The sequence below is a fragment of the Caballeronia sp. LZ024 genome (assembly GCF_031451455.1).
In the GTDB taxonomy this organism is placed as follows: Bacteria; Pseudomonadota; Gammaproteobacteria; order Burkholderiales; family Burkholderiaceae; genus Caballeronia; species Caballeronia telluris.
In genome coordinates, this window is sequence record NZ_JARUXL010000001.1 from 1,824,857 (window position 1) to 1,838,565 (window position 13,709).

11 protein-coding genes are annotated in these 13,709 nt (G+C 65.1%); 1 reads left to right on the top strand and 10 read right to left on the bottom strand.

Features of this window, described 5'->3' with window-relative positions; translation table 11 throughout:
- Positions 1–22: 22 nt before the first annotated feature.
- The 3 genes from guaA to guaB form a co-directional block, all read right to left on the bottom strand.
- The gene (gene guaA, locus QCE48_RS08440; protein WP_309785210.1) at positions 23–1,606 is read right to left on the bottom strand and encodes a glutamine-hydrolyzing GMP synthase; all 1,584 of its coding nucleotides are present in this window, start codon (positions 1,604–1,606) and stop codon (positions 23–25) included.
- 177 nt (positions 1,607–1,783) lie between these two features.
- A complete protein-coding gene (locus QCE48_RS08445) occupies positions 1,784–2,557 on the bottom strand; it encodes a hypothetical protein (RefSeq protein WP_309785209.1) in 774 nt (257 codons plus the stop codon).
- Between the two features lie 3 nt (positions 2,558–2,560).
- Positions 2,561–4,021, bottom strand: coding sequence for an IMP dehydrogenase (gene guaB, locus QCE48_RS08450; RefSeq protein ID WP_087631136.1), 1,461 nt, complete (start codon positions 4,019–4,021; stop codon positions 2,561–2,563).
- Positions 4,022–4,305: 284 nt separating this feature from the next.
- On the opposite strand from guaB, the gene QCE48_RS08455 reads away from it, so the two are divergent.
- Complete coding sequence (locus tag QCE48_RS08455; RefSeq protein ID WP_309785208.1) at positions 4,306–5,271, top strand: DMT family transporter; 966 nt, start codon at positions 4,306–4,308, stop codon at positions 5,269–5,271.
- A 64-nt stretch (positions 5,272–5,335) separates the two neighbouring features.
- Here QCE48_RS08455 and QCE48_RS08460 read toward each other — a convergent pair whose 3' ends face one another.
- The 7 genes from QCE48_RS08460 to hflK all read right to left on the bottom strand — a co-directional run bounded on the left by QCE48_RS08460 (position 5,336) and on the right by hflK (position 13,425).
- Entirely contained in the window at positions 5,336–7,228 is a 1,893-nt protein-coding gene (locus tag QCE48_RS08460) for a potassium transporter Kup (RefSeq protein WP_309785207.1), read from the bottom strand.
- Positions 7,229–7,507: 279 nt separating this feature from the next.
- On the bottom strand, positions 7,508–8,068 hold the full coding sequence (locus QCE48_RS08465) for a phosphoribosyltransferase (RefSeq protein ID WP_309785206.1): 561 nt from the start codon (positions 8,066–8,068) through the stop codon (positions 7,508–7,510).
- A gap of 93 nt (positions 8,069–8,161) precedes the next feature.
- Positions 8,162–9,508 carry an adenylosuccinate synthase gene (locus QCE48_RS08470; protein ID WP_309785204.1) on the bottom strand — a complete coding sequence of 449 codons (1,347 nt, stop codon included), beginning with the start codon at positions 9,506–9,508 and terminating at the stop codon, positions 8,162–8,164.
- Positions 9,509–9,646: 138 nt separating this feature from the next.
- A complete protein-coding gene (locus tag QCE48_RS08475) occupies positions 9,647–10,798 on the bottom strand; it encodes an ATP phosphoribosyltransferase regulatory subunit (RefSeq protein WP_309785203.1) in 1,152 nt (383 codons plus the stop codon).
- Between the two features lie 94 nt (positions 10,799–10,892).
- A complete protein-coding gene (locus QCE48_RS08480; RefSeq protein WP_035930454.1) occupies positions 10,893–11,084 on the bottom strand; it encodes a DUF2065 domain-containing protein in 192 nt (63 codons plus the stop codon).
- A gap of 38 nt (positions 11,085–11,122) precedes the next feature.
- Positions 11,123–12,016 carry a protease modulator HflC gene (hflC, locus tag QCE48_RS08485; RefSeq protein ID WP_309785202.1) on the bottom strand — a complete coding sequence of 298 codons (894 nt, stop codon included), beginning with the start codon at positions 12,014–12,016 and terminating at the stop codon, positions 11,123–11,125.
- A gap of 11 nt (positions 12,017–12,027) precedes the next feature.
- Positions 12,028–13,425 (bottom strand): FtsH protease activity modulator HflK, encoded by a 1,398-nt coding sequence (gene hflK / locus QCE48_RS08490; protein ID WP_309785200.1) that lies wholly within the window; start codon positions 13,423–13,425, stop codon positions 12,028–12,030.
- Between the last annotated feature and the right edge of the window lie 284 nt (positions 13,426–13,709).

A 13,709-nucleotide genomic window follows, 5' to 3' on the forward strand; every position in this document is an offset into this window, starting at 1 on the left:
AACGAGGCAGACCGCCCCGCCCTCACTCCCACTCGATGGTCGCCGGCGGCTTGCCCGAAATGTCGTACACGACCCGATTGATCCCGCGCACTTCGTTGATGATGCGATTCGACACATGCCCCAGCAATTCATGCGGCAGGTGCGCCCAATGCGCCGTCATGAAATCTTGTGTCTGCACCGCGCGCAACGCCACGACATACTCGTAGGTCCGCCCGTCGCCCATCACGCCGACGCTCTTCACCGGCAGGAACACCGCGAACGCCTGGCTCGTCAGGTCGTACCAGGACTTGCCGGTTTCCTTGTCGATGGTCGTGCGCAGTGTCTCGATGAAGATCGCATCCGCGCGGCGCAGCAGGTCCGCGAACTCGCGCTTCACTTCGCCGAGAATCCGCACGCCGAGACCCGGCCCGGGGAACGGATGCCGATAAACCATCGCCGGCGGCAAGCCAAGCTTCACGCCCAGTTCGCGCACTTCGTCCTTGAAGAGTTCGCGCAGCGGCTCCTGCAGCTTCAGGTTCAGCGTTTCCGGCAACCCGCCGACGTTGTGATGACTCTTGATCGTATGCGCGCCCTTCTTGCCCTTGCCCGCCGATTCGATCACGTCCGGGTAGATCGTGCCCTGCGCGAGCCACTTCGCATCGGTCAGCTTGTTCGCCTCGGCCTGGAACACCTCGACGAATTCCGCGCCGATGATCTTGCGCTTCGCCTCCGGGTCGCTCACGCCCGCGAGCTTCGAGAGGAACTCGGCGCTCGCATCGACGTGGATCACCTTCACGCCGAGATGATCGGCGAACGTGGACATGACCTGCTCGGCTTCACTCAGGCGCAGCAAACCATGATCGACGAACACGCACGTCAGTTGATCGCCAATCGCGCGATGCAAGAGCGCCGCCGCCACCGACGAATCGACGCCACCCGACAGGCCCAGGATCACATGCTCGTCGCCGACTTGCTCGCGAATCTTTTCGACGGCTTCGTCGATGTAATGACCCATCTCCCAGTCGGGAGTCGCGCCGCACAGTTCCAGCACGAAACGATCGAGCATCGCGCGGCCCTGCACCGTGTGCGTCACTTCCGGATGCCATTGCAGGCCGTAGAAACGGCGCTCGTCGTCGGCCATCGCGGCGATCGGGCACGACGGCGTCGACGCCATCAGCCTGAAGCCGGCCGGCATGTCAGCGACCTTGTCGCCGTGGCTCATCCAGACTTTCAGCATGCCGTGGCCGTCGGCGTCGCGGAAATCCTCGATGTCGTTCAGGAAGCTCGTGTGGTTGTGCGCGCGCACTTCCGCATAGCCGAATTCGCGCAACAGGCCGAGTTCGACCTTGCCGCCCAGTTGATCGGCCATCGTCTGCATGCCGTAGCAGATGCCGAGCACCGGCACGCCCAGGTCGAAGACGATCTGCGGCGCGCGCGGCGATCCGGCTTCGGTGACCGAGTTCGGACCGCCCGAGAGGATGATGCCCTTGGGCGCGAACTCGCGGATGAAGACCTCGTCGACGTCGTACGGATGGATTTCCGAGTAGACGTGCGATTCGCGGATGCGTCGCGCGATCAGCTGGGTGACTTGGGAGCCGAAATCGAGGATCAGGATTTTGTCGTGCATGGCAGCGGCCAAAGGCGAAGAGAACGGTTACGGTAAGGAGCGGCGCTGTGGCCGGACGTCATCGCGACGCACGGCTCGCGCCGGAAAATCGACGGCCGGCACGAAGTGCCGACCGCAGGTGGTCTTGTCATCGTGAAACGCCCGGACCGGACATCGCGCGTTTCGCTCATGCGGCATTCAGCGCGTGTCGGGGCGCAGCGGGTCCGGTGCAATCCGGGGCTCCGCGCGCTCGCCGGTCACGGCGTCGATGGTGCGACCCGTCGCCGGATCGAAAGTGGCGCCGGTCGGACGGCCGGTAGCCGGGTCGATCGTGCGGCCCGTCACCGGATCAATCGCGGTGGCGGCGGGCGCACGCGCCGCCGGACGGCCTGCGACGTCGAACGACTCGCCCGCGACCGGTTCGCCCGAGAGCGGATCGGCGCGACGCGTGGTTGGGGCTGCGGGCGGCACGACCGGCGGCGTCGTGCGAATCTCATCGCGCTTGTCCGCTGCACGCTTCTCGGCATGCTTCTCGGCACGTTCCGCCGACACCGCGCCGGCCGCCTGCGCGCGCTCGCGCCGGCGAACGGCCGAAGCGAGCCGCACGCTGCCGAGTCCGAGGACCAGCAGCACGACGCCCGTCAACGCGGAAACGATCTGACCGAACGCGGCGAGTTCCGGGGTACGCAGGCCGAGCAGCCAGACCAGCAACACGACGCCCGACAGCCACTCGACATGCCCCGACACCTTCGCGGCAGTCGCGGTGAGCGCGCCATCGACGGCCGCATGAAACGAGAGCCACGACAACCCGATCAGCGCGATGCCGAGCAATTGCCCGGCAAACGCAGGCTGCACCTGAACCAGTTGCAACGCGCTGTACAACGCAGCCCAAGGCGTCAGCAAAAACAACACGCCGAACGCGAGAAAGATCAGGGCATTGATGACGAGTACGGCCCGCAGCAACGGTTTCATGGTTTAGTCCACGTGGTAGTTGGGCGCTTCCTTGGTGATCTGGACGTCGTGCACGTGCGATTCGCGCATGCCCGCCGCCGTGATCTGAACGAACTCGGCCTTGTCGTGCATTTCGCCGATCGTGCGGCAGCCGCAGTAGCCCATGCTCGCGCGCACGCCGCCGACGACCTGGAACAGGATCGCGTTGACCGAGCCCTTGTACGCGACGCGGCCCTCGATGCCTTCCGGCACCAGCTTGTCGATGTTCGCGGAGTTGTCCTGGAAATAGCGGTCCGCCGCGCCGTCCTTCATTGCGCCGACCGAGCCCATGCCGCGATACGCCTTGTACTGACGGCCCTGGAACAGGAACACGTCGCCGGGCGATTCTTCCGTGCCCGCGAGCATGCTGCCCATCATCACCGCGTCCGCGCCGGCGGCGAGCGCTTTCGCGACGTCGCCGGAGAAGCGCACGCCGCCGTCGGAGATGACCGGCACGCCGCTGCCCTTCAGCGCTTCCGACACGTTCGACACCGCCGTGATCTGCGGCACGCCGACGCCCGCGACGATGCGCGTCGTGCAGATCGAACCGGGGCCGATGCCGACCTTCACCGCGTCCGCGCCGTATTCGACGAGCGCCTTGGCCGCCGAAGCGGTCGCGATGTTGCCGCCGATCACTTCGATATGCGGATAACGCTGCTTGACCCAGCGCACGCGTTCGAGCACGCCCTGGCTGTGGCCGTGCGCCGTATCGACGACGATCACGTCGACGCCCGCCGCCGCCAGCAGTTCGACGCGCTCTTCATTGTCCGCGCCGACGCCCACCGCCGCGCCCACGCGCAACTTGCCGTGTTCGTCCTTGCAGGCGTCCGGGTGTTCGGTCTGCTTGGTGATGTCCTTCACGGTCATCAGGCCGCGCAGTTCGAACGCGTCGTTCACGACGAGCACGCGCTCCAGCCGATGGCTGTGCATCAGCGCTTTCGCTTCGGCGAGCGGCGTGCCTTCCTTGACCGTCACGAGACGCTCGCGCGGCGTCATGATGCTGCGCACCGGCTCGTCCATGCGCTCTTCGAAACGCAGGTCGCGATTGGTCACGATACCGATCAGCTGCGCGCCTTCGACCACCGGAAAGCCCGAAATGCCATGCTGTTGCGTGAGGGCGATGACGTCGCGCACGCGCATCTGCGGCGGAACGGTGATCGGATCGCGCACGACGCCCGATTCGAAGCGCTTCACTTTAGCGACTTCGCGGGCCTGCTCGGCGGCGGTGAGGTTCTTGTGAACGATGCCGACGCCACCCATCTGCGCCATCGCGATCGCGAGGCGGCCTTCGGTGACCGTGTCCATGGCGGCGGACACGAGGGGCATGTTCAGGGAAATCTTGCGGGTCAGCTGGGACTTGAGGCTGGTGTCGCGCGGGAGAACGTTGGAAAACGCGGGCACGAGGAGCACGTCATCGAACGTGAGTGCTTGATGGATCAGACGCATGGCAAATCCTATGGGCGCAAAAGCAGATTATACCGATAGTTCCCCGGTTTTTCACTGACCGAACATCGGCTTACGCGTTTTGGAGGCAATTTCCGGACCTTCTTTCGACCGTCGATTTCGCTTCCCGGTTCGCCCTGTTTTCGCGCCGTTTTCGGATGTTCGGCTGGCTTCGCGAACGTTTTTCCCGCAGCCGGGCGGCATCCGATTGCAGCTTTCGACAAGACGGCCTGCCCGGTCGGCGTGATACGCTGCGCGCCTTTCCTCACGTCATGCTGGAGCAGTCGATGCAACGCGGTGTCGCATATGGGGTGATGGCCGGTGCCATCTGGGGTTTCATTTTTCTCGCGCCGCACCTGTTGCCCGATTTTTCGCCGCTCTACCTGAGCAGCGGGCGCTACGTGATGTACGGCCTCGTTTCGCTCGCGTTCGCGCTGCCTTTCGCGCGGCGGCTCGCCGCCAAGCTCACGCGCGCCGACCTCGTCGCGCTCGTCAAGCTCGCGCTCGTCGGCAACCTGCTCTACTACATGCTGCTCGCGACCGCCGTGCAGATGGTGGGCGTCGCGCCGTCGTCGCTGATCGTCGGGATTCTGCCTGTCACCGTGACGCTCGCCGGCCGGCGCGATCACGGCGCGATCGACCTCAAGCGCCTCTTCTGGCCCCTCGCGATGGTCGTGGCGGGCATCGTGTGCATCAACATCGACGTTTTCAGCGATGCCGCCGGCAGCACGACGAGCATCGCCACCAAGCTCGGCGGCCTCGCGTGCGCGGCCGGTGCGCTCGCCGCGTGGACGTGGTACGCGGTCGTCAACTCGCGCTATCTGCAAGCCAACACGCACTTCGACGGCAACGAGTGGTCCGTGCTGTGGGGTATCGTGACCGGCATGCTCGGCGCCGTCGTGTGGATCGTGCTGATGTTGCTGCCGCACGGCACCGTGCAGGCGAGCGTCGCGCCGGCGCGCTGGCAGACCTTCTGGATCGTGAGCTTCGCGCTCGCGCTCGGCGGATCGTGGCTCGGCAACACGCTCTGGAACGCCGCGGCCAAGCGCCTGCCGCTCACATTGTCGGGTCAGATGATCGCATTCGAGACGCTCTTCGCGCTGCTTTACGCGTTCGTCTACGACGCGCGGCTGCCGCGCGTGCCCGAAGTGCTGGCGATCGTGCTGCTGCTGGGCGGCGTGAGCTGGTCGGTGCGCCAGCACGCGGTGGCGCGGGCGCCGACGCGCGCCGAGATGGAAGCGCCGGCGCACTGAACCGCTGCCCAGAAAGCATTCGAGCCCCGATTGGGGCTCGTTTTTTTCACGACATCACCGCGACTCAGATTTCGATCTTCGTCCCGAGTTCAACGACCCGGTTGGCCGGGATGCTGAAGAAATCGGTCGGTTTGGCCGCGTTCTGGTGCATCCAGGCGAACACGCGCTCACGCCATACCGACATGCCCGGCAGTTCCGTCGGCACGACGGTCTCGCGCGCCATGAAGAACGACGTGTCCATCAGTTCGAAGGTCATCGCGTGCGTGCGGCTGATCTGTTCGAGCACGGCCTTCACGTCGGGCGTCTCGTTGAAGCCGTAGGCCGCCTTCACGAGAAAGAGCCCACCGCCGATGTCCTTCACCTCTAGCCGCTCCGTATCCTCGACGTAGGGAATGTCGCGCGTCTTGAAGTTGAGGAAGATCGTGCGCTCGTGCAGCACCTTGTTGTGCTTCAGGTTGTGCAGCAGGCTCACCGGCACGAGCGAATCGCTGCCGGTCAGATAGATAGCCGTGCCCGACACGCGATGCGGCGGATGCGCGAGTAGCCCCTGGAGGAACGGCATCAGCGGGATGCCGTCGGCCGCGGTGCGGTCCTTCACGATCATGCGGCCCTTGTACCACGTCATCAGCAGGAAAAAGAGCGCCCCGCCGATGCACAGCGGCAGCCAGCCGCCCTGCTCGATCTTGAGAAGACTCGCGCCGAAGAAGCCGAGATCGACGAGAAAGAACACGCCGATGATCCCGGTCACGACCGCCTTGTTCCATCCCCAGAGCTTGGTCATCACGACGGAGGCGAGCATCGTCGTGACGATCATCGTCGCGGTGACGGCGAGGCCGTAGGCCGCCGCGAGATTTTCCGAACTCTTGAAGCCGATCACGATGCACAAGATGATGAAGAGCAGCATCCAGTTCACGAGCGGGATGTAGATCTGGCCGATCGCCAGCTCCGACGTATGCAGGATCTTCATGCGCGGCACGTAGCCGAGCTGAATCGCCTGGCTCGTCAGCGAATACGCGCCCGAGATCACCGCCTGCGACGCGATCACGGTCGCGATGGTCGAGAGGATCACGAGCGGCAGCAGCGCCCAGTCGGGCGCAAGCAGGAAGAACGGGCTCTGGATGGCCTGCGGCGAATGCATCAGGAGCGCGCCCTGGCCGAAGTAGTTGAGAAGCAGCGACGGCATCACGAGGCAATACCAGCCGATCCGGATCGGCTTCGCGCCGAAGTGGCCCATGTCGGCGTAGAGCGCCTCGGCGCCGGTCAGCACGAGCACGACCGAGCCGAGCACGATATACGCCTGCAAAACATGCTCGGCCATGAACGAGAACGCGTAGTACGGATTGAGCGCGATGATCACGCGCGGTTCGAGCACGATGTGATAGACGCCGAGCACCGCGAGCGTCACGAACCACAGCAGCATGATCGGTCCGAAGAGCCGCCCGACGACCGCCGTGCCGCGCCGCTGGATCCAGAAGAGCATGACGAGGATGACCATCGTGATCGGCAGCACGTAGGGTGAGAGTTTCGGCGCGGCGATCTCGAGCCCTTCGACCGCCGAAATTACCGACATCGCCGGCGTGATGACCGCGTCGCCGTAGAACATGCATGCGCCAAAGATGCCGAGCATCATCAGGATGCCGGAGATGCGCCCGGTATTGCTGAAAGTCCGCAGCGCAAGCGTCATCAGCGCGAGGACGCCGCCTTCGCCGTTGTTGTCGGCGCGCATGACGAAGAGCACGTACTTGATCGCGACCACGATCACGATCGCCCAGAACAGCAAGGAGATGACGCCGAGAATGGAGGCATCGGAGAGTCCGATGCCGTGCGATGGGCTGAACGCTTCTTTCAGCGCATACAGGGGACTCGTGCCGATGTCGCCGAACACTATGCCGATGGCGGCGAGCGCCAGTGTCGGGAGAGGCTGCTTGCGCTCTTGCGCGTGAGTCAGGTTGGTCATAAACGCGAGGTATCCGTTTGAGGCGGAAAAAACGAACGCCATTCTAACGTCGCACGCAAACCGCCGGTTCCGTGTTGCCGGGACGCCACGGAAGCGGGAAAGACGAGGCAGTTTAGCATTGCGTCGGATTGGCTGAGATGCGCGCTCATGCGCACGGACCGCGCGAGCGCGTCGCGACGGCGATTACACCGCGCACGCACGACACATCAATGAAAACGCCGTCCGGCCATGCCTCTGGCATGAGCGGACGGCGTCGAGCCGGAGCGGATCGCGGTGCAATCAGGCGCGGCCGTTTTGCGTGCCGCGCTTGATCCATGCGCCGAGATTGTGCGGACGCACCGTGTCCCACTCCTCGAACGGCTGATGGATCCACGGATTCGTTTCGAGGTACTGCACGTGGTAGTCCGGCTTCACCTTCGAGCACGCCTTGTACCACAGCACCGCCGAGCGCACCGCGGTGATCGCCGGATAACGCTCCTTCAGATGCTCCTGCACGCGCGCGAGCGTGACGCCCGAATCGACCAGGTCGTCGACGAGCAGCACGTTGCCGGACAGATCGCCGCGCGTCATCGTGATGTACTGCGCGATGTCTAGATCGCCCTGCTCCGTGCCGGCGGCTTCGCGGTACGAACTCGTCGCGAGAATGGCGAGCGGCAGGTCGTAGATGCGCGACAGCTGATCGCCGACGCGCAGGCCGCCGCGCGCGAGGCACAGGATCTTGTCGAACTTCCAGCCGGATTCGTGCACCGTGAGCGCGAGCAGTTCGATCAGCCGGTGATATTCATCCCAGCCGACCCAGAGGTTCTTGTCGTCGTTGCGCGGATCCTTCATCGCGATCATGGTCTTGCTCTTTCAAATACGTACTACGGTTGATATGAAATATGGCCGCTTCACGCGGCCATACTTTTTCGAAGCGATCGGTTCCCGGTCTGCTTAGACCTTGAACGGATGACGCAGCAGAATGGTTTCGTCGCGATCCGGACCGGTCGACACCATGTCGATTGGCACGCCCGCCACTTCCTGCACGCGCGAGAGATAAGCGCGCGCGTTCGCCGGAAGGCTGTCCCATTGCGTGATGCCGATGGTGCTCTCCTTCCAGCCGCCGAACGTTTCGTACACCGGCTCGCAGCGCTCGACTTCCGAGGCGCCGCGCGGCAGGATGTCGACCGGCTTGCCGTCGAGCGTGTAGCCGACGCAGAGTTTCACTTCCTCAAGGCCGTCGAGCACGTCGAGCTTCGTCATGCACAGGCCCGAAATGCCGTTGATCTGGATCGAGCGGCGCAGCGCGGCGGCGTCGAGCCAGCCGGTGCGGCGCGGACGGCCCGTGACCGAACCGAATTCCTTGCCGACGGTGGCAAGCGTCAGACCGACCTGTTCCTGGCGCTCGGCGTTGTCGGCGTCGTACAGCTCGCTCGGGAACGGACCCGCGCCGACGCGCGTGCAATACGCCTTCGTGATGCCGAGGATGTAGTTCAGCTTTTGCGGACCAACGCCCGCGCCCGAGGTCGCCGCGCCCGCGACGCAATTGCTCGACGTGACGTACGGATAGGTGCCGTGGTCGACGTCGAGCAGCGTGCCTTGCGCGCCTTCGAACAGCAGATTGCGGCCAGCGTGGTTCTCGTCGTAGAGACGGCGGGAGACGTCGGTCACCATCGGCGCCAGACGGTCGGCGTAGCCGAGCATCGTGTCGAGCGTTTCCTGATAGTCGACCGCGGCCGCGCCCAGATACTGCGTCAGCACGAAATTGTGGAAGTCGAGCGTTTCGCGCAGGCGTTCGGCGAAGAGCGGCGCGTCGAAGAGATCCTGCACGCGCAAGCCGCGGCGGCCGACCTTGTCTTCGTACGCCGGGCCGATGCCGCGCCCCGTCGTGCCGATCTTGCCCGCGCCGCGGCGTGCTTCGCGCGCCTGGTCGATGGCGACGTGATACGGGAGGATCAGCGTGGCGGCTTCGGAAATGAACAGACGTTTCTGAACGTCGATGCCGGCGGCTTCGAGCTCGCCGATTTCCTTGAAGAGCGCTTCCGGCGACAGCACGACGCCATTGCCGATGTAGCACGCCGTGCCAGCGCGCATGATGCCCGAGGGAATCAGACGCAAGATGGTTTTCTTGCCGCCGATGATGAGCGTGTGGCCCGCGTTGTGACCGCCCTGGAAGCGCACGACGCCCTGGGCGTGGTCCGTCAGCCAGTCGACGATCTTGCCTTTGCCCTCATCACCCCACTGGGTGCCCACGACGACGACGTTGCGCCCCGGGTTCACATTCACTGCACTGGCAGACATGTTGATTCGTTAGCTGGTTAAAAACGTATTTTACCTATGTTCGCGAAAGGTTCCGAGTTTTTCCCGGTATTCGTGAACGCGCGTCGATCAGCGGATGCTAAAAAAATGCGTTGCCGATCAAGGATGTGGCCGTTTCCGTTACTGGCGGGCCTCGACGGTCCACCGGCCGTCGCGCTCGACGAGCACGCGGTCGCAGGCGAATTCATCGAGATCGTGGTCATGGCCCGGCAGCGCCTGGATCACGACTTCGCCCGCGTCGCGCAAGGCCGCGACCGCCGCGCGCAGCGGCTCGTCGTGCTTCCACGGCGCGAGGATGGCGCTGCCGCGTGCGTCGACGGGCGAAATGCGCGCGACTTCGCGCAGATCGAGCGAGAAGCCCGTCGCCGGACGCGCACGGCCGTATGCCAAACCGACATCGTCATAACGGCCGCCGCGCGCGACCGCGTTGGGCACGCCGTCCACATACGCCGAGAACATGACCCCGCTGTGGTACGCGTAGCCGCGCAGATCGGCGAGATCGATCATCAGTTCGGCGCCGTTCGCCTGAGCCGCGAGGAACGCGAGATCGTCGAGCGCGCGGGAGATCACCGGCAGATTCGGCAGGCGCCCGCGCGCCGTTTCGAGCACCGAGGCATCGCCGTAAAGCGACGGCAGCGCGCGCAACGCCTCGCGCGGCACCTGGCCGAGATGCGCCGTCAGTTCATTGAGACGCGGCACGTCCTTGCTCGCGAGCGCGCCGAAGAGCGCCTCGCCGAGCGACGCCGCCGCCGGCTCCAGTTCGAGCAGCGCCGCGAGCACGCCCGCGTGGCACAAGTCCAGGCGAACCTTCGACAGACCCGCCAGATGCAGCGAATCGAGCATCAGCGTCTGGATTTCGAGATCGGCTTCGAGGCCCGCGTGACCGTAGATTTCCGCGCCGATCTGAATCTGCTCGCGCGTCGCGTGCAGGCCGCGCGGACGCGTGTGCAGCACGTTGCCCGCATAGCAGAGGCGCGTCACGCCCTGGCGGTTCAGCAGATGCGCGTCGATGCGCGACACCTGCGGCGTGATGTCGGCGCGCAGGCCGAGCGTGCGGCCGGAGAGCTGGTCGACGAGCTTGAAGGTGCGCAGATTGAGGTCCGTGCCGCCGCTCGTGAGCAACGACTCCAGATACTCGAGCATCGGCGGCATCACGAGCTCGTAGCCGTACGACCGGAAACGGTCGAGCAGCCGGCGGCGCAACTCTTCGATCTTGCGGGCTTCCGACGGCAACACGTCGGCGATATTCTCGGGGAGTAACCAGGTCGACATCGATACTTTTCCTACGGGTGTTGAGCGGCGCGCGGGCTTGTCCGGAAAAGGCAGGCCGCAACGACGGGCGCGGATGAACCGCGCGCCGGAGATTCTAAGTCGCGATCAGAAGCAGGATCAGCCCGAGCGCCATCGCGATCAGGCCGCCGATGCGGATATGGTGCGTCGGCCGCTCGGCGATGCGGCGAAACGTGTCGCGCCAGGCGGTCGGAAACACGAAGGGAAACATCCCTTCGATGATCAGCATCAGCGCAAGCGCCAGCAATAACGTCGCAGCCATATCCATATGCATGAAGGTGCCGCCGCGAGGCGGCACGCGGGCAACTAGCGCTTGAGCGGGGCGAGCACGTCCGCTCCGCCATTCGGGCTGCGCATGAAGCGGAAAAAGTCGCTGCTCGGATCGACGACCATCACGTCGCCGGGCTTGAACGTCTTCTTATACGCTTCGAGGCTCTGATAGAACTGGTAGAACTGCGGATCGGCGCCATACGCTTCGGCGGCGATCGCGGCGGCACGGCCGTCGCCTTCGCCCTTGATCGTCTGCGCCTGGCTGTAGGCCTCGGAGAGGATCGCCTGCTGCTGGCGGTCCGCGTCGGCCTTGATCTTGTCGGCGTCGGCCGTGCCCTTCGCGCGCTCGTCGGCGGCCGCCTGCTGGCGCGCCGCGATCATGCGCTTGTAGACCGAATCCGCGACGGCAGGCGGAAAGTCGATGCGCGTCAGTTGCAGATCGACGAGCTCGACGCCGAACGCAGCCGCCGGCTCCTGAACCGACTTCAGCGCTTCGCCGGCGAGCGCCTGCTGCTGCGCGAGCGCCTCGTTGAGCGAGCGCTTCGTGAACGCGCTCGCAAGCGAGGTGCGCGCGAGCGCGGTAAGCCGTTCCTGCGCGGTCTGCGTGTTCTTCTCGTTGCTCACGAAGAGCTTGAGCGGATCGGCCACGCGATACTTGATCACCGTGTTCACGAGCACTTCGTTCTTGTCCGAGGTCGTGAATCGGTCGGAGCCAGGTTCGTCGATGGTGAGCGTGCGGGTGTCGATCAGCGTGAGGGTCTGGAACGGCGGCGGCAGCTTGAAGTGCAGACCCGGGCCGTCGAGCTTCGGATTGCCTTCGCCATGCGCGGACACGACGGCGGCATGCCGCTCGTCGACGACGAAGATCATCGAAGATCCGATGAACAGCACGATGACGACCGCCACGACGAGCGCAATGATTCGATTCATGATCGCGCTCCTTATTGAAGGTCGTCTTGACGCGTGCGCGTGCGGAACGCATCGCGCGAGCGCAGCGGATCGTTTGCCGCGCTCTGGCTTGCGCCGCTCGCCGCGCCCGCGCTGGCCGCACTGGCCGGCAGCGCGGTGGCTGCGGCGGCGCCCGAGGCCGCAGCGGGCGCCCCGGCCGCTGGCGCGCCGCTTGCCGCGTCTGCCGCGCCAGTGGCGCCGGCCGCTTCGCCTGCGCGCTGCCTGCCGGCCTCGGCGAGCTTGTCGAGCGGCAGATAGATGATGTTGTTGCCTGACTTACTGTCGACGAATACCTTCGTCGCGCGCGAATAGATCTGCTGCATCGTGTCCAGGTACATGCGTTGACGAACCACGGCGGGAGCCTTCGAGTATTCGGCGTAGACCTGCTTGTAGCGCTCGGCATCGCCTTGCGCCTGCGCGACCACGCGATTGCTGTACGCGGTGGCCTCATCGATCGAGCGTGCCGCATCGGACTTCGCGCGCGGCAGCAACTGATTGGCGTAGGCACGGGCGGTGTCGCGGGCGCGCTCGTTGTCTTGGCGTACCTTCGCGGCTTCCTCGAACGCTGGCTGCACCTGCGACGGCACCTGCACGCTCTGCAGCGTGACGCCCGTCACCTGAAGACCGGTCTTGTACGCGTCGAGCGAACGCTGGATCGTATCGATCAGCCGGGCGCGCAGCGCCTCGCGATCGTTATAGAGCAGGTTGTCGCTCGGCTCGGCGCCCGCGATCTCGCGGATCGCGGCCTGGCCGGCCTGCGTCACGCTCTGGTCGGGATCGAGATTGCGAAAGAGATAGTCGGTCGGCGACTTGATCTGATACTGCACGGCAAAGCGCACGTCGACGATGTCGGCGTCCTGCGTGAGCAGCGACGCGTCGCGCACGTTCGCCTGCGTGAGCGTGTTGTTGCGGCCCACTTCGACCGAGCGGATCTGCGCGGTGTTGACGATCTCGTGCGACTGGAACGGATACGGCAGGCGCCAATGGATGCCCTGCTCCGCCGTCGCCCTGAACTTGCCGAACTGCGACACGACGCCGACATGCCCGTCCTGTACGACGAACACGCCGCTGCCGAAATAGATCGCGATCAGCACGCCGACGACGATCCCGAAGCCGATCTTCGCGCCCCGGCCGTTGTCGGTCCGCGGTGCGCCGTTGCCGGGCTTCTTGCCGAACAGACCGGCCAGGCGCCGGTTGAAGTCGCGCCACATTTCATCGAGATCGGGCGGACCTTCGCCGTCGCGCCCGTTGCCCGGGCGCTTCGGGTCCGAAGGACGCTTCGGTTCGTTCCTGCTGCCGCCATTACCGTCGCCCCGCCCCCAGCGCGGATCGTCGATCGAAAAGACGGCACGCGAATGCTGCCGGTTACTCCGCTCGTTGTAGTCGTTCACTCGGTGATTCACCATTGGACAGCCGGGTCAATGCATCTGAAGCGCTCAATGCCCGTGCTCGGGGATCTTGCGGTCGTCGTGTTCGTCGTGCTGTTCGGCTGGCCGTTGGTCTTCCGGCAGCGCGGTTGCATCGTGCGACGAGGATTGCGTTGATTCGGTTGATTCTGTGGATTCTGCCGATTCCGTGACGTCGGGCGATTCGCTTTGCCCGCTCGATTCGGACTCGTCCGCTTCCAAGCCCGCTTCCGGACCCGCTTCTAAGCCCGCTTCTAAGCCCGCTTCTA

What these genes read in the sequence shown, in the direction of transcription:
- guaB (WP_087631136.1), bottom strand. Translation starts at nt 4,021, where the DNA reads ATGCGTCTGATCCATCAAGCACTCACGTTCGATGACGTGCTCCTCGTG.
- QCE48_RS08455 (WP_309785208.1), top strand. Translation starts at nt 4,306, where the DNA reads ATGCAACGCGGTGTCGCATATGGGGTGATGGCCGGTGCCATCTGGGGT.
- QCE48_RS08475 (WP_309785203.1), bottom strand. Translation starts at nt 10,798, where the DNA reads ATGTCGACCTGGTTACTCCCCGAGAATATCGCCGACGTGTTGCCGTCG.
- QCE48_RS08470 (WP_309785204.1), bottom strand. Translation starts at nt 9,508, where the DNA reads ATGTCTGCCAGTGCAGTGAATGTGAACCCGGGGCGCAACGTCGTCGTC.
- hflC (WP_309785202.1), bottom strand. Translation starts at nt 12,016, where the DNA reads ATGAATCGAATCATTGCGCTCGTCGTGGCGGTCGTCATCGTGCTGTTC.
- QCE48_RS08445 (WP_309785209.1), bottom strand. Translation starts at nt 2,557, where the DNA reads ATGAAACCGTTGCTGCGGGCCGTACTCGTCATCAATGCCCTGATCTTT.
- QCE48_RS08465 (WP_309785206.1), bottom strand. Translation starts at nt 8,068, where the DNA reads ATGATCGCGATGAAGGATCCGCGCAACGACGACAAGAACCTCTGGGTC.
- QCE48_RS08460 (WP_309785207.1), bottom strand. Translation starts at nt 7,228, where the DNA reads ATGACCAACCTGACTCACGCGCAAGAGCGCAAGCAGCCTCTCCCGACA.
- guaA (WP_309785210.1), bottom strand. Translation starts at nt 1,606, where the DNA reads ATGCACGACAAAATCCTGATCCTCGATTTCGGCTCCCAAGTCACCCAG.
- QCE48_RS08480 (WP_035930454.1), bottom strand. Translation starts at nt 11,084, where the DNA reads ATGGATATGGCTGCGACGTTATTGCTGGCGCTTGCGCTGATGCTGATC.